General features: G+C 67.8%; 29 protein-coding genes. 5 read left to right on the top strand and 24 right to left on the bottom strand.

The genetic code is table 11. From position 1 onward, the window contains the following. Positions 1 to 85: 85 nt before the first annotated feature. Entirely contained in the window at positions 86 to 1,381 is a 1,296-nt protein-coding gene (locus tag VGV06_14350) for a crosslink repair DNA glycosylase YcaQ family protein (GenBank protein ID HEV2056332.1), read from the top strand. 3 nt (positions 1,382 to 1,384) lie between these two features. Here VGV06_14350 and VGV06_14345 read toward each other — a convergent pair whose 3' ends face one another. The 24 genes from VGV06_14345 to rpmH form a co-directional block, all read right to left on the bottom strand. Beyond that, entirely contained in the window at positions 1,385 to 1,834 is a 450-nt protein-coding gene (locus VGV06_14345; protein ID HEV2056331.1) for a ClbS/DfsB family four-helix bundle protein, read from the bottom strand. Between the two features lie 101 nt (positions 1,835 to 1,935). Further along, the gene (locus VGV06_14340) at positions 1,936 to 2,910 is read right to left on the bottom strand and encodes a Gfo/Idh/MocA family oxidoreductase (GenBank protein HEV2056330.1); all 975 of its coding nucleotides are present in this window, start codon (positions 2,908 to 2,910) and stop codon (positions 1,936 to 1,938) included. Next, positions 2,907 to 3,704 carry a glycosyltransferase family 2 protein gene (locus VGV06_14335; GenBank protein ID HEV2056329.1) on the bottom strand — a complete coding sequence of 266 codons (798 nt, stop codon included), beginning with the start codon at positions 3,702 to 3,704 and terminating at the stop codon, positions 2,907 to 2,909. The genes VGV06_14340 and VGV06_14335 overlap by 4 nt, the downstream gene beginning before the upstream one ends. Continuing rightward, positions 3,701 to 4,294, bottom strand: a complete 594-nt coding sequence (locus VGV06_14330) for a UbiX family flavin prenyltransferase (GenBank protein ID HEV2056328.1) — start codon at positions 4,292 to 4,294, stop codon at positions 3,701 to 3,703. Before VGV06_14330 ends, VGV06_14335 begins: the two co-directional genes overlap by 4 nt. After that, positions 4,291 to 4,578 carry a DUF507 family protein gene (locus tag VGV06_14325; GenBank protein HEV2056327.1) on the bottom strand — a complete coding sequence of 96 codons (288 nt, stop codon included), beginning with the start codon at positions 4,576 to 4,578 and terminating at the stop codon, positions 4,291 to 4,293. Before VGV06_14325 ends, VGV06_14330 begins: the two co-directional genes overlap by 4 nt. Before the next feature lie 5 nt (positions 4,579 to 4,583). Then, positions 4,584 to 4,862, bottom strand: a complete 279-nt coding sequence (locus tag VGV06_14320; GenBank protein HEV2056326.1) for a DUF507 family protein — start codon at positions 4,860 to 4,862, stop codon at positions 4,584 to 4,586. A 77-nt stretch (positions 4,863 to 4,939) separates the two neighbouring features. Next, positions 4,940 to 6,373 (bottom strand): ATP-binding protein, encoded by a 1,434-nt coding sequence (locus VGV06_14315; protein ID HEV2056325.1) that lies wholly within the window; start codon positions 6,371 to 6,373, stop codon positions 4,940 to 4,942. Beyond that, positions 6,370 to 7,200 (bottom strand): CPBP family glutamic-type intramembrane protease, encoded by an 831-nt coding sequence (locus VGV06_14310; protein ID HEV2056324.1) that lies wholly within the window; start codon positions 7,198 to 7,200, stop codon positions 6,370 to 6,372. Before VGV06_14310 ends, VGV06_14315 begins: the two co-directional genes overlap by 4 nt. Then, positions 7,169 to 7,930, bottom strand: a complete 762-nt coding sequence (locus VGV06_14305; GenBank protein HEV2056323.1) for an HD-GYP domain-containing protein — start codon at positions 7,928 to 7,930, stop codon at positions 7,169 to 7,171. The genes VGV06_14310 and VGV06_14305 overlap by 32 nt, the downstream gene beginning before the upstream one ends. Next, complete coding sequence (locus tag VGV06_14300; protein ID HEV2056322.1) at positions 7,915 to 8,331, bottom strand: response regulator; 417 nt, start codon at positions 8,329 to 8,331, stop codon at positions 7,915 to 7,917. Before VGV06_14300 ends, VGV06_14305 begins: the two co-directional genes overlap by 16 nt. Before the next feature lie 106 nt (positions 8,332 to 8,437). Beyond that, positions 8,438 to 8,857 (bottom strand): F0F1 ATP synthase subunit epsilon, encoded by a 420-nt coding sequence (locus tag VGV06_14295; GenBank protein HEV2056321.1) that lies wholly within the window; start codon positions 8,855 to 8,857, stop codon positions 8,438 to 8,440. A 114-nt stretch (positions 8,858 to 8,971) separates the two neighbouring features. Then, complete coding sequence (gene atpD / locus VGV06_14290) at positions 8,972 to 10,393, bottom strand: F0F1 ATP synthase subunit beta (GenBank protein HEV2056320.1); 1,422 nt, start codon at positions 10,391 to 10,393, stop codon at positions 8,972 to 8,974. A 24-nt stretch (positions 10,394 to 10,417) separates the two neighbouring features. Next, positions 10,418 to 11,296: an ATP synthase F1 subunit gamma gene (gene atpG, locus VGV06_14285; protein HEV2056319.1), complete on the bottom strand. Its 879-nt coding sequence runs from the start codon at positions 11,294 to 11,296 to the stop codon at positions 10,418 to 10,420. 12 nt (positions 11,297 to 11,308) lie between these two features. Continuing rightward, the gene (gene atpA, locus VGV06_14280) at positions 11,309 to 12,835 is read right to left on the bottom strand and encodes a F0F1 ATP synthase subunit alpha (GenBank protein HEV2056318.1); all 1,527 of its coding nucleotides are present in this window, start codon (positions 12,833 to 12,835) and stop codon (positions 11,309 to 11,311) included. 1 nt (position 12,836) lies between these two features. Then, a complete protein-coding gene (atpH, locus tag VGV06_14275) occupies positions 12,837 to 13,382 on the bottom strand; it encodes an ATP synthase F1 subunit delta (GenBank protein ID HEV2056317.1) in 546 nt (181 codons plus the stop codon). Positions 13,383 to 13,387: 5 nt separating this feature from the next. After that, entirely contained in the window at positions 13,388 to 13,906 is a 519-nt protein-coding gene (gene atpF / locus VGV06_14270; GenBank protein ID HEV2056316.1) for a F0F1 ATP synthase subunit B, read from the bottom strand. 145 nt (positions 13,907 to 14,051) lie between these two features. Further along, entirely contained in the window at positions 14,052 to 15,149 is a 1,098-nt protein-coding gene (gene mnmA / locus VGV06_14265; protein HEV2056315.1) for a tRNA 2-thiouridine(34) synthase MnmA, read from the bottom strand. A gap of 18 nt (positions 15,150 to 15,167) precedes the next feature. Continuing rightward, positions 15,168 to 16,025 (bottom strand): ParB/RepB/Spo0J family partition protein, encoded by an 858-nt coding sequence (locus tag VGV06_14260; protein ID HEV2056314.1) that lies wholly within the window; start codon positions 16,023 to 16,025, stop codon positions 15,168 to 15,170. Next, positions 16,015 to 16,779 (bottom strand): AAA family ATPase, encoded by a 765-nt coding sequence (locus tag VGV06_14255; protein ID HEV2056313.1) that lies wholly within the window; start codon positions 16,777 to 16,779, stop codon positions 16,015 to 16,017. Before VGV06_14255 ends, VGV06_14260 begins: the two co-directional genes overlap by 11 nt. 79 nt (positions 16,780 to 16,858) lie before the next feature. Beyond that, positions 16,859 to 17,521 carry a 16S rRNA (guanine(527)-N(7))-methyltransferase RsmG gene (gene rsmG / locus VGV06_14250; protein HEV2056312.1) on the bottom strand — a complete coding sequence of 221 codons (663 nt, stop codon included), beginning with the start codon at positions 17,519 to 17,521 and terminating at the stop codon, positions 16,859 to 16,861. A gap of 36 nt (positions 17,522 to 17,557) precedes the next feature. Continuing rightward, a complete protein-coding gene (gene yidC / locus VGV06_14245) occupies positions 17,558 to 19,222 on the bottom strand; it encodes a membrane protein insertase YidC (GenBank protein ID HEV2056311.1) in 1,665 nt (554 codons plus the stop codon). Positions 19,223 to 19,238: 16 nt separating this feature from the next. After that, positions 19,239 to 19,493 carry a membrane protein insertion efficiency factor YidD gene (yidD, locus tag VGV06_14240; protein ID HEV2056310.1) on the bottom strand — a complete coding sequence of 85 codons (255 nt, stop codon included), beginning with the start codon at positions 19,491 to 19,493 and terminating at the stop codon, positions 19,239 to 19,241. Then, positions 19,490 to 19,855 carry a ribonuclease P protein component gene (gene rnpA, locus VGV06_14235; protein HEV2056309.1) on the bottom strand — a complete coding sequence of 122 codons (366 nt, stop codon included), beginning with the start codon at positions 19,853 to 19,855 and terminating at the stop codon, positions 19,490 to 19,492. Before rnpA ends, yidD begins: the two co-directional genes overlap by 4 nt. 10 nt (positions 19,856 to 19,865) lie before the next feature. Further along, positions 19,866 to 20,000, bottom strand: a complete 135-nt coding sequence (gene rpmH / locus VGV06_14230; protein ID HEV2056308.1) for a 50S ribosomal protein L34 — start codon at positions 19,998 to 20,000, stop codon at positions 19,866 to 19,868. A gap of 341 nt (positions 20,001 to 20,341) precedes the next feature. Here rpmH and dnaA point away from each other — a divergent pair, with 341 nt between their 5' ends. The 4 genes from dnaA to VGV06_14210 form a co-directional block, all read left to right on the top strand. Continuing rightward, complete coding sequence (dnaA, locus tag VGV06_14225; protein ID HEV2056307.1) at positions 20,342 to 21,652, top strand: chromosomal replication initiator protein DnaA; 1,311 nt, start codon at positions 20,342 to 20,344, stop codon at positions 21,650 to 21,652. Positions 21,653 to 21,814: 162 nt separating this feature from the next. Then, complete coding sequence (gene dnaN / locus VGV06_14220; GenBank protein HEV2056306.1) at positions 21,815 to 22,912, top strand: DNA polymerase III subunit beta; 1,098 nt, start codon at positions 21,815 to 21,817, stop codon at positions 22,910 to 22,912. 24 nt (positions 22,913 to 22,936) lie between these two features. After that, the gene (gene recF, locus VGV06_14215; protein ID HEV2056305.1) at positions 22,937 to 24,016 is read left to right on the top strand and encodes a DNA replication and repair protein RecF; all 1,080 of its coding nucleotides are present in this window, start codon (positions 22,937 to 22,939) and stop codon (positions 24,014 to 24,016) included. After that, positions 24,013 to 24,679 (top strand): ATP-binding protein (locus VGV06_14210; protein ID HEV2056304.1); only part of this gene is annotated, 667 nt, incomplete at its 3' end. The genes recF and VGV06_14210, both read left to right, overlap by 4 nt.

Here is a 24,679-nt window from a genome sequence, read left to right as displayed (position 1 = left end):
CCTCTATCGGCCGGAGCGCGATGGGCATCCTGGTCTTCACCGCTCCCTCAGACCGGCACGCGGCATCGGTGGTAGTCTCCGGGGAATGCCCCGCCGGCCCGTTCCGCTGCGCGCAGTCAGCGCGCTGTTCCTGAAGCGCCAGCACCTCTCCGCACCGCGCGCGGCCCCGCTGACAGCAAAGCGCCTCGGCCGCTTCGTCGAGGACGTGGGCGGGATCCAGCTGGACTCGATCAACGTCCTGGACCGCGCGCATTACCTCACGGTGTGGAGCCGGTTCGGCCCGTACGACCGCGCGCGGCTCGACCGGCTCGTCTACCGCCGCCGGCTCCTGTTCGAGTACTGGGCGCACGCCGCCTGCCTGGTGCCGACCTCCGCCTTGCCGTGGTGGCATCGCGCCATGCTCGACTATCGCGTCCGCCACACCGGCTGGTCGGACCTGCTCCGTCGGAACCCGAAGATGCTGGGGGATGTGAAAGCGGCGGTCGCAGCCAAGGGACCGCTGGGCAACGCGGACTTCGAGGGGCGTCGCCCGAGTGGCCGCGGTGGGTGGTGGAGCTGGAGGCCCGCCCAGCACGCGCTGCATTACCTGTGGATGACCGGTGCGCTCACGATCCACTCGCGGCGTCACTTCACCAAGCGCTTCGACCTTTTCGAGCGCGCGATCCCGGCCGTGCGCGAGTGCGAGACGGTCTCGCTCGAGGAGTTTCAGCGTTGGCACGTCGAGCGCTCGCTGCACGCCATGGGGGCCACGACCGAGCCGGACTTGACCGGCTATCTGACGTTCCCCCGCTTCCGACCCGGCGCGCGCCGGAAGGCGCTACGCGCCATGATCGAGCGGGGCGAGGTCGCTGAAATCGAAGTCGAGGGGTCGCGACATCGCTGGTTCGCGCTCACGCGTGACTTACCCACGCTGGCTCGCGCGGGCCGGGCGCCGTCAGCGTCGCAAGGGACCACGTTGCTCTCGCCGTTCGACTCCCTCCTCTGGTACCGCGACCGAGTGAAGCGCCTCTTCGGCCTCGACTACCGTATCGAGGTCTACACCCCGGGCCACAAGCGCGTGCACGGTTACTACACGCTGCCGATCCTCCATCAGGGCAATCTCATCGGCCGCGTCGACGCAAAGGCCCATCGCCTCGAACGGCGACTCGAGGTGCGCCACGCGCACTTCGAGCCGTGGCTCGCGAAGGCGGGCACGCCGCCGGGCGGAGGCGAACCGGTGGATCAGGGCGAGGCCATCGCGGGCCTCGCCGAGGCGCTCCTCTCCCTCGGCGCGTTCGTAGGCGGCGACGAGATCGCTCTGCGACGCGTGACGCCGCATCGTCTGCGGGCGCCGCTGGCGCGGGCGCTATGCACCGCCAGGCAGCCAACTACGCCGATCTAAGTCTCAGCGCTGGCGCCACTGGCGGATCTGCTCGGCGTGCTCGCGGTAGTGACCCGCCGCGACGCCATCCACCAGCCCCGAAGCCGACTTGCCCTCACCGAAGTGCTCGTCGGGCAGCCGGGAGGCGGCGCTCAGCAGCTCGCGATGGGAGGCGTCCACCTCTCGGAGGAGGTCCGCCGACGGCCGACCCTTACGGGCTTCCACGAACCGGGCATTCCAGCTGTCAAAATCATCGTAGGCGCCGTCCGGATATGGCGCCTCCCCCCGACCCAGCCGCTCCAGCGCCGGGATCATTTCCCGATGCCAGCCTGTGACGTGGGCGAGGATCTCGCGCACGCCCCAGCTCCCCAGCCAGACCTGGCTCATCTGGGCTTCGTCGAGGCCCTTGATGGCCGCCTTGAGCCCGTCGTACTCCTGCTCGGTCTTTTCGAATAGCTCCCGCTTGGCTCCCATGGTGCCTCCTGTCGTCGAGGATGTAGGTGGATCCAGCATCCCCTGAGACACCGGAGCGGGCGGATCGTGAAAAGGCGGGCGGATCGGGCGATCGAGGAGGTCTAGCTCAACTCGGACAAGAGGACCCGCCGCCCCAGCTTCGACGACTGGTGCGCGGCCTCCACGACTCTCAGGGCGAGCAGTCCCGCCTCCACGTCCACCGCGGGCGCCGTTCTGTAGGCGCAGGCGTCGAGGAAGAGCTTGAGCTCGTGGCTCAAGGGCTCGGGGCCCGTGGCCTTGTGGGTCTCGGCCGCGCCCTCGGGGGCGTTCCAGGCACTGCCCTGCCTGGTGTGGCGGTTGGCGAGGACCTTGACCTCGGCTGTGCCGAAGTCGCCTGCCAGCGTCTCTTGCTCGCCCACGATCACGCAGTCGCGGTAGGTACCGGGCGCGAAGTAGCCGGCTTCCACGAAGGTGGGCACTGGGCCGTACTCCACGGCACAGAAGCCGAGATCGTCCATTCCGCGGCCGAGGAAATCTCGCAATGTGGCCGTGACCGCCGTCGGCTCGCGGTCGAGCAGATGGGCGAACAGATCGAAGTAGTGGATCCCGTCCGTCTGCGTCACGCCCACGTCCGTGCGCGGGCGCTTGAAGCCCGCGAAGCGCCCCGTGCAGTAGCGCACGGGCCCCACCGAGCCGCTCCGAATCCGCTCGCGCATGAAGGTCGTCACGGGATGGAAGCGGAAGATGTGGCCGACCTGGAGCACGCGCCGGGTGGAGCGGACGACGTGAGCGAGCTCGCGGCCTTCGGCGGCGGTCAGCGTCAGCGGCTTCTCGACGAAGCAGTCCTTGCCGGCGTGCAGGCACTCGCTCGCGAGCACCAGGTGGTAGTCGGCGGGCGTCACGAGGTCGACCGCGTCCACGTGGGGCAGCGCGGCGCGGAAATCGGCGACCGTGCGCGCTTCGGGCACGCCCGTCTTGACGGCGAAAGCCCGGCGCTCCGCCGACACGTCGGCGACCCACACCTCGCAGCCCAGCTCGCCCAGCACACGCAGGTGCTTCTCGCCCCAGCGCCCCAGCCCGATCAGCAACACCTTCACTCTCGCGTTCTCCTCTCGTAGCTCGGGCCCTCGCCGCCCAGGTCCTCGGCGATCTCATAGCGCAGCAGGCGGTCCTTCATCCAGCGCACCGCCAGGAGATCCTTGAAGGCGCTCCAGGCGCGGTTGCCGATGCCGTACTTGGACTCGCCGAATCGGCGCGGGCGGTGGTTGACCGGCACCTCCAGCACGCGATAGCCGCGCATCTTGAGGAGCGTCGGGACGAAGCGGTGGAAGCCTTTGTAGAGGACCAAGTCGCGCAGACACTCGCGCCTGAAGGCGCGGAAGGTGCACCCGCTGTCCTGGACCGTCTCCTCGGTGAGCGCGTTACGGACCCTGTTGGCCACGCGTGACGACGCGCGGCGGACCCACGAGTCACCGGTGCCCCGGTTGACCCGCCAGCCCGTCACCGCGTCCCACTGGTCCAGCTGCGCGAGCATGCCCGGAATATCGTGCGGGTCGTTCTGGAGGTCGGCGTCCATGACCACGACCCATCGGCCGCGCACGGATTTGAAGCCGGCGTCGGTCGCAGCGGTCTCGCCGGCGTTGGCCTTGAGCCGCACGAGGCGCGCCCGCGGATCCTGCTCGTGGAAGGCCCGCACGATCTCCGCGCTCCGGTCCCGGCTGCCGTCATCGACGAAGATGACCTCGTAGCTGAGCTTTGTCGGAGCGAGGACTTCGCGGATCTCAGGCCAGAGGAGCGGCAGGTTCTCCTCTTCGTTGTAGACCGGGACCACGATGGAGAGATCGAGCGCGGCCGCAGGCACGCGGGCGCCGCCGGAGGCGATGCCGCTCACCCGCGCTGCGGCGGGTCGATGCGCCGGTTGGTACCCTGCCACTCCGTGACCAGTTGCTGTGGCAGGCCGAGCCTGTCGAGGACGCGCGCCAGCGTGTGATCCACGAGGTCCTCGATCTGCTTGGGCCGGTTGTAGAAGGCGGGCATGGGCGGCAAGATGACCGCCCCCATCTCCGCGAGCGCCGTCAGAACGCGCAAGTGGCCCAGGTGAAGCGGCGTCTCGCGCACCACCAGGATGAGCGGGCGCCCCTCCTTGAGCGTCACGTCCGCCGCGCGCGTCAGCAGGTTGTCTGCTAAGCAGTGGGCAACGGAGGCCGCCGCTTTGACGCTGCACGGCACGATGACCATGCCGTCGGTCTTGAATGAGCCCGAGGCAATGGCCGCGCCGATGTCCTTGTTGTCGTAGCGGCGCGTGGCCAGAGCCTCGACGTCCTTCACCGCCCAGTCGGTCTCCTCCACGATGGTGCGCTTGGCGGCTTCGGACACGACCAGATGCGTCTCCACGTCGGGCAGCGCGCGCAGTAGCTCGAGGAAGCGGATGCCGTAGATCGCACCGGAGGCGCCCGAGAGCCCGACCACTATGCGCTTCACAGCCTGAGCCTCCGCTTGTACACCTCGTCGCGCGTCTTGTTGTACAGCACCTCCCACTCGGCGCTGCCTTCAGGGGCGGGGCGAGAATAGCTGCCGAGCGTCTTCCGGACCTCCTGGTCCACCGTCTCCTCGAGGCGGCCCTCGTCCTCGAGCACCCGGAAGATCTCGGTCCTCAGGTGTGTGCGGACCTTTTCGTCGGCGATCTGCCGGATGACGACGCCCTCGACGGCCGCGAGGTCAGTGAGGATGCGCTCGGCCAAGCCGAAGAGACGCTCGCGGCTCATCCGCATCACAGGATGAACCCTCGCTCGCGGGAGAGCTTGGTCTTGGCCAGGGTGACGAGGCGCTTGTAGTCGGAGGCAGAGTCCTTGATCAGCTTGGCGTTTTCGAGGAGCAGGGCCTTGACCTCGGCCTCGATCTTCTCCTCGGCCAGGAAGTTCTCGGACAGGATGTGGCGGACCACATCCCGGGCCCGGGGCTCGTCCTTGATATCGGCGAGCTTCCGGGTGACCAGCCGCTTCACGACGGCCTCCGCCATCCTTCCCGCGATCTCGTCACGCCTAGCCATGGACCCGCTTGAGACTACACGCAGGGCTTGGAGGGTGTCAAGCGAACTGGCCGAAAACTCGGCCAAATCCGGGCTTTTCAGGCCGGCAGAAGCACTCGGAACCGCGAGCCCTTTCCCGGCAGGCTCTCGACCTCAACAAGCCCCCCATGGGCGTGGGCCAAGGCCCGAACGAGACTCAACCCGAGGCCAAGCCCGGGGGCCGCCGACGTCTCGGGATGGGCGATCCGCACGTAGGGCTCGAAGATGCGAGGCAGGGCCTCGGCCGGGATGCCGACACCATCGTCTTCGACGGCAAGCTCGACCAGGCCCGGCCGATCCGCCGCGGGTCTTGCCTGCACGAGGACGCGGCCGCCGCGCGGTGAGTACTTGACGGCATTGGACAGGAGGTTCTTGAGCATCCGGTCCACCGCATCGCGGTCGGCGCAGAGCGGCGGCAGCGACGCGGCCACGCTCAAGTCGAAGCGATGGAGCGCGTGCTGGCACGCGAAGACCTCGACATTGCACTCGACGAGCTCGCGAAGATCGAACGGCTCGCGGCGCAGCGAGAGCCCGCGGCCGGACTCGATGCGGGAGAGGTCGAGGAGATCGGCGACGATGCGCCCAAGGCGCTGCGACTCGGTCTGGACGTGGTGGAGATAGCGACGCGCGCGGTCGGGCGGCACGTCGCGGGCGAGGAGCAGCTCGCTGAATCCCTGGAGCGCGGTCAGCGGCGTGCGAAGCTCGTGCGAGACCTCCGAGAGAAACTCGCTCTTGGCCTGATCGATCTCGCGCAGCCGTTGCGTGGCCCGCGCGACTTTGCCCTCGAGCTCCTCCGCGAATCGCCGCTGGCGCTCCGTCAGCCGCGCGTTCTCGACCGCCAGCGCCACGTGGAGCGCCAGCGCCTGCGCGGCGCCGCGGGTGGCGACTCCAAGATCCCCGTTTCGCTCGATGGCGAGCGTGCCCACCGGACCGTCTCCTGCGTCGAGCGGCAGGACGAGCCGCCGGCAGGGCGTCGCCGAACCGCTCGAGGGGCTGTCCGCGGGCTGCGATGCGTCGGGGGCGCTCGCGGTCAGCGGGGCGCCGTCTCCTGCATCCAGGAGGAGCCTCACCCTGTCCACGCCGAGGGCCCGACGCGTGAGGGCTGCGACCTGGGCCAGCCGCGCGCCGAAGGCCGTCTCGACGGCCAGGCTCCGCTGGATCTCGAGGAGGGCGCGGAGCTGGGCCCCGCGGCCGCGCGATTGATCGACCAGCCGGCCCACGGTCAGCCCCATCGCGAGCGGGATGGTGAGCGAGACGAGACCGTCTACCACGGGTCTCGACAGGCCGGCCCGCTCGATCAGGGGAAAGATCAAGGGCGCCTGGAGGAACCCGGCCAGGAGCCCGACCAGCGCGCCGCCGTGAGCGCCTCGGGCCCATGCGGCCCAGAGCGCCGGAAGCAGATAGAGGTGGCGCAGCGGCGATCCGTCGTCGCCTGCCACTGCGACGATGGCCGCAGCGATCAGCGCCACCAGCGCGAGCGGACCCGCGATCACACGAAGAGCGTCCGGTAGGCGGCGAAGAAGGCGACCGTGGCGAAGTAGCCGGGCACGAGGCTGCCGCTCCACGCGCGTAGCGCGCAGCAGGCGAGACCCAGAAGCGACAGGTAGAAGGTCGCGCCGGCCATGGCCTCGATCGCCTGAGGCAGCGCGGGGTCGAGGAGATAGCGCACAAGCGCGCACGCGGTAGAGACCACGGCGGCGGGCCAGAAGCTCCACCGCCGCCAAAGCGCCGAGAAGATCGCGCCGCGGAAGAGCCACTCGGCCGTGAGCGCATTGACCCCGACGTCGTAGGCGAGCGCCGTCAGGTAGCGGCCTCCGTCGGGCACGGAGACCGCGTACCCCAGCGTCAGCGAAGCGGCGATGAGCAGGTGAAGCCCGAGGAAGGTCCCCGCCGCCGTTCCCAGGAGGATGGCGCGCGGTGCGCAAGGTAGGCGCCAACCGATCCGCTCGAGACTACGGCGCCACGCGCCGGCGTCACGGGCGAGGACGAGCGGCACGAGCAGATACGCCAGCGCGCCCGCGAGCGAGACCCGGGCAGCCAGCGCGGCCAGGACGAGCGCCGCCGCCTCGCGGAGCGCCGGTCCGCGCCAGCCCTCCCGTCCGTCGAGTGCCACCACCCACCCGGCGGCGAGAAATCCCGCATGAAGCGACGCGCTGGCGAGCGCATGGCCGATCCCGCCCGCCGCGCCAAGCCCAGTCTCGGCCGCCAGGCCCGCGCCTGCGCCCAGCGCCGCCGTGGCGGCGACCACGGCGAGCGGGCGCGCGATCGACGGCGCGCGCGCCGCGCGCTCAGTCTCGAACGGGCCAGTCAGGAGGCGCATGAGCGACCATGTCGATGAAGAGCCTCGTGAGCCGGGCGTCGAGCGTACGCCCCGCCTCGGCCGCGAGCCGCTCGAGGGCCTCGGCGTGCGTCAGGGCGCGCCGGTACGGCCGCTTGGAAGTAAGCGCGTCGTAGACGTCGACCACGGCGACAACGCGCGCGCCGAGGGGTATCGTCTCGCCGGAAAGCCCGTCGGGATAGCCGCTGCCGTCCTCGCGCTCGTGGTGATGGCGGACGATGAGGGCACCCTCCGCGAAGGACTCGAGCGGCGCCACGATCTGGGATCCCGTGAGCGGGTGCCGCCGCATGACGGCCCATTCCTCCTCGGAGAGTGGCCCGGGTTTCCTGAGGATTTGCTCCGGCACGCCGATCTTGCCCAGGTCGTGGAGCAGACCGGACTGGGCGATCACTTCCGCCTGCCGCACGGTCAACCCCGCTTCGAGCGCGAGCCGGCGCGCCAGCGCCGCCACGCGGTCCGAGTGTCCGCGCGTGTACTCGTCCTTGGCCTCGAGCGCGTTGGCCAGCCCGAGCAGGCTTTGGAGGATGGAACGCTGCAGCCGCCGGTGGGTCTTCTTGAGATCGACGGCGTAGGCGAGCGACTGCTGGTAGGCGGCGCGGAGCTTGTCGTGGGCGCGCACCGTCTCCTCCTCGCGCACCCGCGCCACCTCGTAGAGATTCTTGAGGTCGCGCGCGTAGGCCAGGGCCTGCGACAGCGCTACGTCGGCCGCCACGACCGCGTCTCCGGCAGCAGCGCCTCGACGAGAGCCAGGAGCGCCAGCGGCGAGAACGGCTTGGTCAGGTATTCGTCGGCGCCGGCGCCGAGGCCGCGGGTTCGGTCTGCCTGCTGGCCGGCGGCCGTGAGCATGATGATGGGCGTGCGCGCGAAGGCGGGCTCACGCCTGAGCTGCCGGCATACCTCGAGGCCGTCGAGCCGCGGCATCTGCACGTCGAGGAACACCAGGTCCGGCTTGATCCGGCGCGCGAGGATGAGCGCCTCGGCGCCGTCCGAGGCCTCGACCACCCGTACGTCGGCGTCTTCGAGCGTAAAGCGCACCAGTTCCACGATGGAGGGCTCGTCGTCCACTACCAGGATGGTCGTCATGGCCGCGTTGAACTGCGAGCGGCATGCCATGACCGAGATCGTTATGCGGCGGAGGGTTGCGTAGCGGCGGGCGCCGCTTGTGCCTCAGGAACTGGGCGGTCCGACGTTCCGGCTGCCCCGCCCGCGGGGCATGCGGCTACTGCGGCTGGGAGGAGCGCGAAGCCACGAGCAGGCGCGTCAGGGCGCGGGCCAGGGCCGCCAGCGCGCGGGCGAAATCGATCTCCGCCGCAGAGCCGTCGGGGCCCTTGCCCTGCAGGCGCATCTCGGCGCGCTGGCGGGCGCGCTCGGCACGCTCCCGGTCGATCTCCTCCGGCCGCTCCGCGTGCTCGGCCAGGATAATCACGCGCTCGGGGCGCACCTCGGCGAACCCGCCCGCCACGGACAGGTGGTGCTCTTGCTGGCCGCTGCGATAGACCACCTCTCCGGGAGCCAGGGTGGTCAGGAAGGCCGCGTGCCCGGGCAGGACGCCAAAGTAACCCTCGACGCCGGGCGCGACAACCTCGTCAACCTCGGCGGTGACGAGCATCCGCGTCGGAGTCGCAAGCTCGAAGAGCATTCTACTCAGCCCTCGCCTCGCCGCTGATCCACTCGGGCCTCGCCTCACGGCTTCGCCGCTCAGCTCGAACTGCCTCGCCTGCGGCTCGTCGGCAGCGTCTCAGCTCGAACGACATCATTTTACTTCGGCCATCTTGCGGGCCTTCTCGCGCGCTTCCTCGATGCCGCCGACCAGGTAGAAGGCCTGCTCGGGCAGGTCGTCGCAGAGGCCGTCCACGATCTCCTTGAAGCCCTGGATCGTGTCGGCGAGCTTGACGTAGCGCCCCGGCTGGCCGGTGAAAGCCTCGGCCACGTGCAAGGGCTGCGAGAGGAAGCGCTGGATCTTGCGGGCGCGCGACACGGTGAGCTTGTCCTCGTCGGAGAGCTCTTCCATGCCGAGGATGGCGATGATGTCCTGGAGGTCCTTGTAGCGCTGGAGTATCGACTGCACGGCGCGGGCGATTGCGTAGTGCTCGGCGCCCAGGATGACCGGGTCGAGGATCCGCGAGGTCGAGGCCAGCGGATCGACCGCGGGGTAGATCCCCAGCTCGGCGATCTGGCGCGAGAGCACCGTCGTCGCGTCCAGGTGGGCGAACGCCGCCGCGGGCGCCGGGTCGGTGATGTCGTCGGCCGGCACGTAGATCGCCTGCACCGAGGTGATGGAGCCCTTCTTGGTCGACGTGATCCGCTCCTGGAGCGCGCCCATCTCGGTGCCGAGGGTCGGCTGGTAGCCGACGGCCGAGGGCATGCGGCCGAGGAGCGCGGAGACTTCGGAGCCCGCCTGGGTGAAGCGAAAGATGTTGTCGATGAAGAGGAGGACGTCCTGCCCCTCCTCGTCGCGGAAGTACTCGGCAGATGTCACGCCGGTGAGCGCCACGCGCAGGCGCGAGCCGGGCGGCTCGGTCATCTGGCCAAAAATGAGCGCCGTCTTCTCGATGACACCCGATTCCTTCATCTCGTGATAGAGGTCGTTACCCTCGCGGGTGCGCTCCCCTACCCCGGCGAAGACCGAGATGCCGCCGTGCTGTTTCGCGATGTTGTTGATGAGCTCCATGATGATGATCGTCTTGCCGACGCCGGCGCCGCCGAAGAGGCCCGTCTTACCGCCCTTCGTGTACGGCTCGAGCAAGTCCACGACCTTGATGCCGGTCTCGAACATCTCGACCTTGGTCGACTGCTGCTCGAACGAGGGCGCCGGCCGGTGGATCGGCAGCGTCTTGGTCGCCGTGAGCGGCCCGGCCTTGTCCACGGCTTCACCCGTGATGTTGATGATCCGGCCGAGCGTCTCCTTGCCCACGGGAATCGTGATCGGCTGCCCCGTGTCGTTGACCGGCATACCGCGCGTCAGCCCGTCTGTCGCCGCCATGGCGACGGCGCGAACACGGCCTTCGCCCAGGTGCAGCGCCACCTCGAGAACGAGCTTGGCCGAGTATGCGAAGACGTCGGTGCTGCCCGCATTGGGCACCTCGAGCGCGTTGTAGATGGCCGGCAGCTTGCCGGGCTCGAACTCGACGTCGACCACCGGGCCGATGACCTGGACGATCTTGCCTTGGCTCATGACCGATCCTTTCTCTGCTTCTCGCTACGCTTCGACTGACTGGCGAAGGGCTTCCGCCCCGCCGACGATATCCAGGAGCTCCTTGGTGATGCGCTCCTGGCGGGCCTTGTTGTACTGAATGGTCAGGATATTGATCATCTCACGGGCATTCTTGGTCGCGGACTCCATAGCCGTCATGCGCGCGCCGTACTCGCCGGCCACCGACTCCATGAGCGCCCGGTAGACCTGCGTGGTCACGTGGCGCGGCAGGAGCGAGGCCAGGATGGCCTCGGGGCCCGGCTCGTAGAGATACTCTTCCTGCGGCCCCGCGGCCTCGCCGCCGCCATCCTCGGCCTCGATCGGCAGGAGCTGTTGGCGCACGGGGCGCTGCACGGCGACCGAGCGGAACTCGTTGTACAGGAGGTGAACCTCGTCCACCTCCTCCGCGAGGTAGTCCTGCATGAGCCCGCCCGCCAACTCCTGGGCGTGGGAATAGGCCAGCCGGTCGAAGAACCCCAGCATCTCGGACTTGACCGTGAACTGGCGGCGGCGGTAGAAGTCGCGGGCCTTCTTGCCCACCACGACGAGCGTCACCGAAGCCTCCCCCGCCCCGCGCAGGAAGCGCAGCGACTCGCGGAGGATGTTGGAATTGAAAGCGCCGCACAGCCCCTTGTCCGCCGTGATGATGACCAACCGCTTGCGCCCCGTATCGCGACGCGCGAGCAGCGGATGGGTCTCGTCTCCGGAGTGACCGGCGAGCCCTCCGAGGAGCTCACGCATCTTCGTCGCGTACGGGCGCGCCGCGAGGATGCGCTCCTGCGCGCGGCGAAACTTCGACGCGGCCACGAGCTTCATGGCCTTCGTGATCTTCTGCGTCGACTGGACGGATCGGATCCGCCGCTGGATGTCCCGGAGCGTCGCCATGGGTCGGAAGCCTTACGCCGCCTTGATGCCCCGCGCGACGATGAACTCCGCCTTCGCCTCGTTGATCGCTGCCGTCAGCGCGTCTCGGAGCTCGTCCGTCAGCTCCTTCTTGTTGGCAATGTCGGGCAGGAGCTTCGGGTGCTTGCGCTCGAGGTGCGGGTAGAGGAACTCCTCGAAGGGCCGCACCTGCTCGATCGGCAGGTCGTCCATGAGGCCCTGGCCGCCGGCGAAGATGATGGCGATCTGTCTCTCGATCGGCAGCGGGGCGTACTGCCCCTGCTTGAGCAGCTCCACCATGCGCCCGCCGCGGGCCAGCTGCTGGAGCGTCGCCTTGTCGAGGTCGGAGCCGAACTGCGCGAAGGCCGCGAGCTCGCGGTACTGGGCGAGGTCGAGGCGGAGCTTGCCCGCGATCTGGCGCATGGCCTTGATCTGCGCCGAGCCGCCGACGCGCGAGACCGACAGGCCCACGTTCACGGCGGGCCGGATGCCCGAGTAGAACAGATCGGACTCGAGGTAGATCTGGCCATCCGTGATCGAGATGACGTTGGTCGGGATGTAGGCCGAGACGTCTCCCAGCTGCGTCTCGATGATCGGCAGCGCCGTCAGCGACCCGCCGCCCAGCTGGTCGTTGAGCTTCGCGGCGCGCTCGAGAAGCCGCGAGTGGAGATAGAAGACGTCGCCCGGGTATGCCTCGCGTCCCGGCGGCCGGCGCAGCAGTAGCGACATCTGCCGGTAGGCCGTGGCGTGCTTGGAGAGATCGTCGTAGATGCACAGCGCGTGGCGGCCCGAGTCCCGGAAGAACTCCGCCATGGCGCAACCCGTGTACGGCGCGAGGTACTGCAGTGCCGCCGGCTCCGACGCCGAGGCCACGACGACGGTGGTGAAGGCCATGGCGCCCGTGTCCTCGAGAACTTTCACGACCTGTGCGACGGTGGAGCGCTTCTGGCCGATCGCGACGTAGAAGCAGAAGACGTCCTGCCCCTTCTGGTTGATGATCGTATCCACGCCGATGGCGGTCTTGCCCGTCCCGCGGTCGCCGATGATGAGCTCGCGCTGGCCGCGCCCGATCGGGATCATGGCATCGATGGCCTTCAGTCCCGTCTGGAGCGGCTGCTTGACGCCGGCCCGGTCAACGACGCCCGGGGCGTAGCGCTCGAGCGGCCGGAATTCCTCGGACGCGATCGGGCCCTTGCCGTCCACAGGCTGGCCGAGGGCGTCGACGACGCGGCCGGTCAGCGCCTCGCCGACGGGCACCTGGGCGATGCGCTTCGTGCGCGTGACGGTGTCGCCTTCCTTGATGAGGATGTCGGAGCCGAGCAGCACGGCGCCGACGTTGTCCTCTTCGAGGTTCAGCACGAGACCGAAGACGTCGCCCGGGAACTGGAGCAGCTCGCCGGCCATGGCGCCCTGGAGTCCGTAGATGCGGGCGATGCCGTCGCCCACCTCGATGACGCGGCCGGCTTCCTTGAAGTCGACCTCGGCCTCGTAGCCCTGGAGCTGCCGCTTGATGATCTCGCTGATCTCTTCCGCCTTGATCATGCTATCCCCTCACCAGCCGCTCGCGCATGCGCGCGAGCTGCCCGTCGAGACTGCCGTCGAGAATGAGACTGCCGACCCGGGCGACAAAGCCGCCCAGGAGATTCGTGTCCACGGTTTCCTCGAGGATGATCTGCTTGCCGAGCTCAGTCTGGAGGCGCCGGGCGAGCCGGTCCTTCTCGGCATCGGTCAGCGCCACGGCCGTCCTGACCTGGGCGCGAACCCGGCCGAGTGCGGCGTCCGCGAGGTCTTGATAGGCGGTAACGATGGCCGCCAGGTGGTCCAGGCGGCCGCGCTCGGCGACGAGCGCCACGAAGTCCTGGACGAGCTTGCCGCACCCCGCCTGCTGGGCGAGCGTCAGGGCGGCCGCGCGACGGTCCCCCGGCTTGATCCACGGCCGGGCGAGCACGTCGACGGCCTGGCGGTTGGCCTGGAGAACGTCGAGAAGGGCGGCGAGCTCACGCCCCGCGGCCTCCCCTGCCCCGGCTTCGGCAGCCGCCGCGTGCAGCGCCTTCGCGTAGCGGCGGGCGGTTCCCTCCTGGGCGCGCATCGGAGCTAGTTCTTCTGGCCCATGCGAGCGATGGCGTCGTCGACGACGCGGCGGTGATCGGCGTCGTTGAGGCTCTTCTTGATGAGCCGCTCGGAGACCGCAATGGCGAGATCGGCAACCTCCTGGCGAAGCTCCTGACGCGCGCGGCGGACGTCCTGGTCCATTTCCTGCCGCGCGCTCGCGACGAGGCCTGCCGCCTCGGCCCGCGCCGCATCGACCAGGCGCCGCTGCTCGTCGGCTGCGTCCTTGAGGGCCGTGGCGCGGATGCCCTGCGCCTCGGCGTGCACGGCCTGGATCTTCGCGGCGAATTCGTCCCGCTCCTTCCGGGCCTCGGCCCGCGCCGCCTGGGCTTCGTCGAGCGATCTCTGGATGACCTGGGTGCGCTCGTCCATCTTCGCCAGGAGCGGCTTGTAGAGCAGCTTGGTCAATAGGATAAGCAGGATGAGGAAGTTGACGGCCTGGATGATGAGGGATTTGTCCAGGCTGATGAGCCCGCCCTCTCCCCCGCCTGAGGCGAAAGCCACGGAGGGCACGAGACCCGCGAGGACGCATGCGATGGCCCAAGAGCATGCGAAGGCTAAACTACGACGCATCGTGAATTCTCCGGCTGCGAGATGTTGTGAAATAAGGGACAAACGCTAGACGTGTATCACGCCGAGAGGAAAACTGTCAAGCGGCTTCGTGGCTTCGGGCCGCGATGACACCGCCGCCCACGACGAGGTCGCCCTGGTAGAAGACGACCGATTGACCCGGCGCCGGCGCCCACTGTGGCGCCTCGAATCGCACCTCGACCCCCTGCCCGCTTGGCCGGATGGTCGCGGGAGCGGGCTTGTGGCGGTGGCGAATCTGCGCCGTCACCTCGAGCGGGCCCTCGAGCCCATCGATGGCGATCCAATTGACCTGCTCGGCCACGAGCGTGTCCACCTCGACCTCCCGCGCCTCGCCCACCACGACTGCGTTGCGGGCCGGATCGAGCGCAGTGACGTAGAGCGTGCGCCCAGTCGCGAGCCCCAGGCCGCGGCGCTGGCCAACCGTAAACGCCGCCAGCCCCTCGTGCTGACCGAGCACGCGGCCGCCTCCATCCACGATCGGGCCTGGTCTGAAGGCCTGCGGGATTCGGCGACGGAGAAAACCCCGATAGTCGTCGTCCGGGATGAAACAGATCTCCTGACTCTCAGGCTTGTCGGCGGTGACGAGTCCCAACGCTCGCGCGCGGTCGCGTACCTCCGCCTTCGTGAGGTCGCCGACGGGAAAGCGCGCGGCGCCGAGCTGGGACTGCGAGAGCGGCCAGAGAAAATCCGATTGGTCCTTCTGGGTGTCGACACCGCGCCAGAGAAGATGGCGGCCCGTCGCCGGATCACGCGTGATCCGCGCGTAGTGCCCCGTCGCGACCGCCACCGCGTCCCAGGCGCGGGCGCGCGCGAGGAGCGAGCCGAACTTGACCTCCCGGTTGCAGACGGTGCACGGCACGGGCGTCCGGCCCGCCGCGTACTCTCGCGCAAAGTCGTCGATCACTGTGCGGTCGAACTCCGCCTCACTGTTCAGCAGGTAATAGGGGATGCCGAGCCGGCGCGCGACCTGGCGCGCGTCGTCCACCGTCGCGGGCGAGCAGCAGCTGCCGAAGCGCTGAGAGGCCTCCGTGGCCGGCTGCCACGGCCACACGCGCAGCGTGACACCCACCACGTCAACGCCCTGCTCGACGAGGACCGCGGCTGCGACGGAGGAGTCGACGCCTCCCGAGAGTCCGACGACGATGCGCTCGGCCATGAATCCAGTCTACGCGATCTACCCGCGGCGGCCGGTGATCAGCTCGGTCAGGCGCTCGAGGTCCTCGGCCGAGGTGTACGTGATCTCGATGCGCCCGGCGCGCTCGCTTCCGACCAGCCGCACGCGCGTGGCGAGGGTCTCCCGCAGCGAATCCTCGAGGGCGGCGAGCTCCGCCGAACGGCGCCCGGCGCGGCGCGGCGCCTGGCGCTGCTTGCGCTGGACGCCCTCCTCGGTCGCGCGGACCGACCAGGAGTGGGCGAGGATCTCCTCGCGGAGCTTGAGCTGCTCGGCAGGGGAGGCGAGCGAGAGGAGGGCGCGCGCGTGGCCCATGGTCAGCCGCCCCGCGCGAAGATCGGCCTGTATCAGCTCGGGGAGCTTGAGCAGGCGCAGGCAATTGGCCACGCTGCTGCGGTCCTTACCGACGCGCTGGCCGAGCTCTTCCTGCGTCCACGCGAACTCGGTGAGGAGACGCTGATAGGCTTCCGCCTCTTCCATCGGGTTAAGATCTTCGCGCAGTAGATTCTCGACGAGTGCCAGCTCAAGCGTTTCAGCATCGGTGGCCTCACGGACAACGGCCGGGAGGTAAGTCAACCCGGCCATTTTTGCGGCCCTCCATCTCCGTTCGCCGACGACGATCTCAAATTGCTGACCACGACGCCTTACAACCAAAGGTTGGAGTACGCCGGAGCGCTTCAGTGACTGCGAGAGATCACGTAAACTATTATCATCAAAGGCTTTTCTTGGCTGTCTTGGATTGGCGACTAGGCTGTCGATCGGCAGTTCCTGGACCCTAGACGCTCCTGTCTCAACGGCCGGGGCAGGGGAGGAGGGCAGGAGAGCTCCGAGGCCTCGTCCCAAGCCATGTTTAGCCTTCATGGGCAAGAACCTCCTTGGTCAACTCGAGATAGGCTGTTGAGCCCGGGGAGCGGAGATCGTAAAGCATGATCGGCTTGCCGTGGCTTGGCGCCTCGGTGATCCGTATGTTCCTCGGGATTATCGTCTGCATGACCTGGCTCCGCAGATGCCCTTGGACCTCGCTCTTCACCTGGGCTGCCAGACTTGTTCGGCCGTCGAACATGGTGAGAACGACCCCTTCGATCTCAAGCTTCGGATTGAGCTTCTCCTTGACTAGCCCGATAGTGCGAAGGATATGGGCCAAGCCTTCCATCGAATAGTACTCACACTGGAGCGGCACTAAGGCCCGGTCAGCTGCGGTCAGGGCATTGAGGGTGAGCAGGCCCAGGGAAGGGGGGCAGTCGATGATGATGAAATCATAGCTTTCCTTGACGGGTGCCAGAGCCTGCTTCAGCCGGCTCTCGCGGTCATCCGTCGCTACCAGCTCGATCTCGGCCCCCACGAGGTCGATGTCGGAGGGTACCAGGTCGAGAAACACTAGATCTGTCCTGATTCTGGCGTCCTCGATCCGCACCCCTTCAAGGAGGACGTGGTAGATGGTCCTCTGAAGCCCGGTCTTGTCAACACCCAGCCCCGTCGTAGCATTGCCCTGGGGATCAAGGTCAATGAGAAGGGTCCGCCGCTCTGCCAGACCGAGTCCAGCGGCAAGGTTCACAGCGGTAGTCGTCTTCCCCACTCCGCCTTTTTGATTCGCTGTCGCGATGATCCTGCCCAAGAGCTCCCCCGGCGGTGTTCCACGTGAAACAACCCAATCCTCGTTCCACGTGGAACAATAACGAAGCCATCAATGAGAATCAATCGCCCTTTGTCACCATAAAGAACATTCTAGACACGCCTATCTTGGGAAACTCGGCCCTCTTCCACTCCGACTGGCCCTTCCACATGCCCTTCGACAGGGCACCACCAACAACTGGAGGGCCCGAGGCAAGGAAGCTGCCCCCGGGTCTCAAGTAGGTCATCGCGGTATCGATCAAGTCCGTTCCAAGACCTACCGATCTGGTCAGTACAAAGTCAAATTCTCCTTCTAATTCAGGTACTTCTATTACTATATCCTCGGCTCTCCCATGGCGCACCACGATGTCCGCCATGCCGAGTTCACGTGTAAGAGCATGGAGAAAGGACACCGGTTTGCGCTTCGATTCGACAAGAGTGAGCGACAAGCCCGGCTCCACCAAACGAAGGGGGACGCCCGGAATCCCCGCTCCCGCTCCGATGTCCAGGACTCGAAGCGGCCCCCGAGGCAAGAACGCCCTGAAGAGCAGCGAGTCGAGAAAGAGCCCTCGCCCGATCGCCGCTCGCGTCTTGAGCGCCGTGAGGTGATGCGTTCGGTTCCAGAGGATCAGCAGATCGGCGTAGCGCCCGAAGGCGTTGCGCTCCACCGGCGTCGCGGCTCTGCCCAGGAGAGCAGGGAAGGCCTTGAAGAGTTGCTCGAGGGAGTCGGTCGCCGTGCGGGCCACGCGGCTACTGGGGCGGCCCCGCGGCCAGCGCCAGGCTCACGCCTTCTTCTGCGCGCGCGCGCCGGGCTTGGCGGGCGCTCCGCCGCGCTCCATGTAGCGCTGCTGGGCGATCTGGAACACGTTGGAAAGCGTCCAGTAGAGGACCAGCCCCGAGGGCAAACTGAGGAACATGAAGGTGAAGACGACCGGCATGAGCAGCATCATCTTCGCCTGGCGTGGATCACCCATGGTGGGCGTCATTTTCTGCTGGACGAACATGGACACGCCCATGAGGATCGGCAGCACGTACGTCGGGTCCTGAGCCGCCAGGTCGCAGATCCAGAGATCCATACCGAAGAGCCGGCCGAAGCAGACGAACGGGGCGTTCTGCATCTCGACAGCCACGGAGAGCGCGACGTAGAGGGCGTAGAAGACCGGGATCTGCACGACCATCGGCAGGCATCCGCCGAGCGGATTGACCCGATGCTCCCGGTAGAGCTCCATGGTTTCGCGCTGGATCCGCTGCGGGTCGCTCTTGAACTTGGAGCGCAGCGCGTTGATCTGGGGCTGCAGCGCCTGCATCGCTTTCATCGAGCGCATGCTCTTGATGGTCAGCGGGAAGAAGATCACCTTGGTGAGCACCGTGAGCAGGATGATGGCGACGCCGTAGTTGTGCGTATAGCCATTGAACCAGCGCAAGAGCCATAGGATGGGGACGGCGACCCACTCCATCGGCAGGCCGCCATAGCTCTGGGGCAGGGGGAAGCCGCCGAAATGGACCGCCTTCTCGAGCCCGAAGCCGAGGGCCTTCAGCCGATCATATTCCTTGGGGCCGATATAGGCGAGCAGCCGCCCGTCCCAACTCTTGCCGGGCTCGAGAGTGGGAAGCGCGGCCCGAACGGCGACGAGGGCCGTGTCACCGATTTTGCCCTCGGCCAGCTTGAATCCAGGCGTCTGGGGCACGAACGCGGCCAGGTACCATTCGCTCTCGAGGCCGATCCACTGGCCGTCGCCGACGAGGTCCGCGATCTTCGCGATGTCCTCGTGCACCGCATGTCCATTGACCGCCCGCACGACGCGCGTCGGGTGCTGCCCCTGGAATTTCTCTGTGACGTCCTTCGGCCACGTCACCGGCGCGCTCCACCCGATGACGATCTCCGCGGCCTGCGCGGCGCGGCCCCGGTTCTCGACGCGCAGCACTCGCTCCACGTCGTAGCCGTCCGCGCGGAAGCGAAGCGTCTCGGTGATGCGGAGCCCGAAGCCATCGTCTCCCACGAGCGTGATTTCGCCGCGCGCGGCGGCGCGGCCCAGGTCCAAGGACTCGGGGGCCAGCGAAAAATCCACGATGCGCGGCGGCTGGCCGGCGCGCTCGATGGTGATCCCTCTCGGCCCCATCTGGCCCGGCACGATCATCGGCTTGAGCCCGCGGTAGTCGAGTTCCCAGGCGGTCAGGTCTCCGCCTCGGCTCGAAACCTGGGCCTTGTACAGCGGCCCGTCCACCCGAGCCGTCCGGGGCGGCAGTGCGGCCACAGGCACGGGCGCTGGCACTGCGGCAGCTGCCGGGGTCGACGCCGGGGTTGGGGCAGGAGAGGCGACCGGCTTCGGGCCTGGCGCCTCCGCCTTGGGAGGCGGCGGAGTGTCAGACGAGTGCATGAAGAACGTCTGGTACGCGATGAGGAGCCCCGCCATCAGCAGCGCTGCAATGATCGCTCGCTTCTCCATCAGGCCCGCGTCTTCTTCAAGATTCGCGCCCCTCTCTCGGCCGTGTCAACGCATCGGGCGGCGGATCATAACCGCCCGAATTGAAGGGATGGCATCGCGCGAGACGTCGCAGCACCAGCCAGCCTCCCCGGATGACTCCGTGGCCGGACAGCGCCTCGCGCGCGTACTCCGAGCAGCTCGGCTGAAAACGGCAGGCGGCGGGCAGGAGCGGCCGCAGCAGCAGCTGGTATCCCCGCACGACCCCGCAGGCGATGCGAGAGCCGACGCTCATTCGCCAGCGTTCCGGCTCGCGGCCGCGTGCGCGCTCGCCATCTCATCCCGCAGCTCGTCGAGCGGCACCTCGAGCGCCCATGCGCGCGCCACGAAGACCGCGTCCACACCGCGCAGCTTCGCCGGCCCGAGCCCGCGGTACGCCGCGCGGAGCCTCCGCCGCGCGCGGTTGCGGCGGACGGCGCCCCGGATCTGCCGACTCACCGCGAAGCCCGCGCGCGCAGGGCCGCCGCGCGGCACCCACAGAAGCACAAAGGCGCGCCGCTCCTCTCGTCGGCCCTGTTGAAAGACCGCTTGGATCTCACTGGTGTGCCTGAGGCGAGCATCCCGGGAAAGCCCGAGCGCCCCGACGGCTCGGCTCACAACAGCACCGTTAGACGGTGAGACGCTTGCGTCCCTTCGCGCGGCGGCGCTTGAGGACCTTCCGCCCGCCCGGTGTCTTCATCCGCTCCCGGAAGCCGTGCGTCTTCTTCCGGCGGCGCTTGTTCGGCTGGTACGTCCGTTTCATGGAAGAACTCCTTCCGTCGGTCGTTGAACCCGCGTAGTGTACTGACCGCCCTTTGGCAAGTCAAGGTGCGGACCCTCTTGCGAGCGTGTTTCGCGGTGTGGTAACGTGCCGTCCTCTCGCTTCCCGCGATTTTCGGAATGGCCGGAGACACGCCGGGGAAGCGGCTCGCATCACGTGAGGTTGCCGCTGCGCTTTCATCCGAACCAGATGACACGTAGGCTGCCGGCTTCGCTTGCTTCGCTCGCAGCACACCGCGGTCACCGTAGCGCCCTCCGTTATCCACACCTGTGGATAACTCTGTGTGTAACTCTTTCCAGCCCCGTTCCCGTGCGACTTTAGCGATGCTCGAATCCCTGTGGAGCCGCATGCTCATCGCCTTGGCGACCAAGGTGCCCCCGGCGGCGCTCGACTCGTGGCTCCGCCCATGCCGGCTGACGGCCGTCGAGGGCGACCACATCAAAATCGCCGCGCCGAACACGTACACGCGCGACTGGCTCCACCAGCACCACACCGAGTCGCTCCAAGCCGCGGCCCGCGAAGTCCTCGGCGGCAACCCGCGCGTCTCGCTCGACATCGACCGCGAGGCCCCTTCTCGCGCCGCCGAGCCCAATGAAACCGAGCCGCCCGTCGCGGCACCGGGTCTCTCCGTCCGCTACACCTTCGACTCGTTCGTGGTCGGCAACTCGAACCAGTTTGCCCAGGCCGCTTGCCAGGCCGTCGCCGAGCTGCCGTCGCGCGCCTACAACCCGCTCTTCATCTACGGCGGCGTAGGTTTGGGCAAGACCCACCTCCTCCACGCGGTCGGTCACCAGATCGCCCGGCTCTACCCTCATCTGCGCCTCCTCTACCTTTCGTCGGAACGCTTCACCAACGACCTGATCAACGCCATCCGCTACGACAGGACGGCGGAGTTCCGCGCCAAATACCGCACCATCGACCTGCTCCTGATCGACGACATCCAGTTCATCTCGGGCAAGGAGAGGACCCAGGAAGAGTTCTTCCACACGTTCAACGACCTCTACGAGGCCCGCAAACAGATCGTCGTGTCCTCCGACTCGGCGCCCAAGGAGATCCCCGACCTCGAGGAGCGCCTCCGCTCCCGCTTCGAGTGGGGCCTGATCGCCGACATCCAGCCGCCCGACTTCGAGACGCGGGTTGCCATCCTCAAGAAAAAAGCGGAGATCGAGCGGGTCCGGCTCCCGGACGACGTCGCGTACCTCATCGCCAGCCGCATCAAGGCCAACATCCGGGAGATCGAAGGCTCGCTCACCCGGATGATCGCTTTCTGCTCGCTCTCCGGCCGCGACATGAGCGTGGAGCTCGCCCAAGAGGTCCTGGCCGATCTCTGGGGCGAGGAGGAGCGCGTCATTACCATGGAGCACATCCAGCGAAAGGTCGCCGAGTTCTTCGGGATCAAGCTCTCGGACATGCGAGCCAAGAACCGCACCAAATCGGTTGCTTTCCCGCGCCAGATCGCCATGTACCTCTCGCGCCAGCTGACTCACTCGTCGCTCAGCGATATCGGGCGCGCCTTCGGCGGTAAAGACCACACGACGGTCATCCACGCGGTCTCCAAGCTTCAGCTCCTGATCCAGGAAGACCCAAAGCTCAAGCAGACCATCGACGCGCTTACCCAGGGGATTACCCTGTGATCCACCGTCGTCCCCATGGCCCGCGCGGCTTTGTCCACCGAGTCGCGGATAGTCCATCTGCTGGCGTATCAGCCTCTTGCACGTCGTCCACAGCGTCCACCGCCACGACACCTACTACGACGACGGTCTTCTCTCTTGCTTCCTTAAAGAACGGAGATTGATATGGAAGTCCATGTGGACCGGGATGCCTTCCTCAAGGGTCTCCAGATGGTTCACAACGTGGTCGAGCCTCGGCAGACCTTGCCGATTCTGGCGAACGTGCTCCTCGAGAGCGAAGGGGAGACGCTGCGGCTGACCGCAACCGATCTCGAGGTCGGCGCGCGGGTCTCGGTGCCGGCCAAGGTTGCGTCGGGCGGCTCGATCACGCTCTCGGCGCGAAAACTTCTCGAGATCGTCAAGGAGCTGCCGGCCGCGGCGCTCACCCTCAAGGTCCAGGACAATGCGTGGGTCGCGCTGCGGTGCGGCGGGGCCTCGTACAAGCTGGTCGGCTTGAGTGCGGCGGATTTCCCGGCCGTGGCGACGGGGGCGGCGGCGGCGGCGTGGATCACGCTCGACGGCAAGCTCTTGCGGGATATGCTGGCGCAGACGATCTTCGCGGTCTCGCACGACGAGAGTCGCTACGCGCTGAATGGGGTGCTCTTCGCCGTGCAGGACCGCGAGATCCGGATCGTGGCCACGGACGGCCACCGGCTCGCGCTGGCGGTGCGACCGTTGGCGAGCGTGGGGGCGGCAGTCTCGGGCATCGTGCCGCGCAAGGCTGTGCAAGAGATCGCGCGCATCGTCGGCTCCGGCGAGGACGTCCAGGTGGCCATCAGCGAGAACCAGTTCATCTTGCAGATGCCCAACGTTCTCTTGATGGCGCGGCTCATCGAGGGCACGTTCCCGAACTACGAGCAGGTCGTTCCGAAGGCGCATCCGCACCGGATTGTGATCTCCCGAGGCGCGTTGACGGCGGCGCTCCGGCGGGTGTCGGTGCTCTCGGAGGAGCGGACCAAGCCCGTGAAGTTTACGCTTTCCCCAGGGCTGCTCAAGCTTACCGCTTACAGCCCGGACTTCGGCGAAGCCGAGGAGCAGATCGAGGTGCCGTACGCAGGGGAGGAGATGACGATCGGATTCAACTCGCGCTACGTGCTGGACGCTCTTGGCGCGCAGGGGGCGGAGCAGGTCGTGATGGAGCTCAAGGACGGATTGAGCCCTGGAATAGTCAAAAGCTTCGAGGAGGAAGGATCGCTCTGTGTTATCATGCCTATGAGAATTTGACATTCTCATGGGGGCAGAGATCGGGTGCTCATCCAGTGGATTACGATCGCTGAATTCCGTAGTTATCGTTCTCTCTCCTTCAGTCCCGCCCCCGGCCTCAACGTCCTGAGCGGACCCAACGCCCAGGGGAAAACCAATCTCCTGGAGGCGATGGGGCTCCTGCTCGTGGGACGCTCCTTCCGCGGCGCAAAGCCTGCGGATCTTCTCCGCTGGGGAGCCGACGGCGCGTCGCTGAGCGGAGCCGTGGTGCGCGGCAATGTCATGCGCGAGATCCGGCGCGGCGTCACGCAGCGCGAGGACGGCGGGTGGGTCGTGACGGGCGAGGGGTGCCCGTGGGCGCGCGCCATCCCCTTCGGCTGGCAGGATCTGGCCATTCTCACCGGCGGACCCCAGGCTCGGCGGAACTTTCTCGACGGCTTCGCGGCCAAGGTCCATCCGGCGCATGCGGCGGCCCGCAATCGCTACCGGCAGATCCTGGGGCGGCGCAATCTCCTCCTCCAGCGTGGGCAGTACGAGCAGATCCATCCCTGGGACGAGCAGCTGGCGAAGACTGGAGTCGAAATCCTCGCGCGGCGGCGCCAGGCTGTGGCCGCCCTCGAGGGCGAAGTCGCGGGCCTCTACCCGGAGTTGGCGGGGACGGACCAGACGGTCCGACTCGAGTATCGGTCCGCGCTCGGCCCGGCGGCGACGGAAGGGGAGTTTCTCGAAGCGCTGGGGGCGCGCCGTGAAGACGAGATGCGCCGGCGGTCTACCCTCGTCGGACCGCACCGGGACGATCTCGCGGTGGAGTTGGACGGTCACGACATGCGGAATTTCGGCTCGCGCGGCCAGCAGAGGCTCCTGGTGCTGGCGCTGCGCCTGGCCGAGGCCGGGCCGGTCGAGGCCGCCGTCGGGAGCCCGCCCGTCCTGCTGCTCGACGATGCGCTGTCAGAGCTCGATCCCGACATCCAGGGGCGCGTGCTGCGGCACGCCACCCGGAGCGGGCAGGTCTTTCTGACGACCGCGGAGCCGGGGCTGCCCGAGGCGGGCGGCGCGACCTGGTGGGACGTGAAAGGGGGCATCGTGGCGGAATCCATGGGCGCAGTTGTCGGGGGGACGGCGTGAGCGCCGAAACCTATACCGCGAGCGACATCAAGGTCCTCGAGGGGCTCGAGGCCGTCCGCAAGCGCCCCGCCATGTACATCGGGGACACGAGCGCGTACGGACTCCATCACCTTGTCTACGAGGCGGTGGACAACGCCGTGGACGAGGCCATGGGCGGCTACTGCGACAGCATCAAGGTCATCCTCCACTCCGACGGCTCGTGCTCGGTCGGCGACAACGGGCGCGGTATCCCGGTGGACACGCACAAGGAAACGGGCAAATCGGCGGCCGAGGTGGTCCTCACGGTGCTCCACGCCGGCGGCAAGTTCGAGCACTCCGCGTACAAGGTGTCGGGGGGCCTGCACGGCGTCGGCATCTCGGTGGTCAACGCGCTCTCCGAGTGGCTCGAGCTCGAGAGCCGGCGGGGCGGCAAGGTCTGGACGCAGCGCTACGAGTATGGCGCGCCCCAGGGCGACCTCGCGCCGGGAGAGAGGACCTCGAAGCACGGTACGGTCATTCGCTTCAAGCCCGACGCGAAGATTTTCGAGGAAACCGCGTTCTCCTTCGACACGCTGTCGAACCGCCTGCGCGAGATGGCCTTTCTCAACAAGGGCCTCAAGATCGTCATCGAGGACGAGCGGGACGAGCGCACGCACACGTTCCTCTACAAGGGCGGCATCATCG

This window comes from Candidatus Methylomirabilota bacterium (genome assembly GCA_035936835.1).
In the GTDB taxonomy this organism is placed as follows: domain Bacteria; phylum Methylomirabilota; class Methylomirabilia; order Rokubacteriales; family CSP1-6; genus AR37.
Note: the sequence above shows the minus strand (reverse complement) of the source record. Positions and strands in the feature narration are given on the sequence as shown.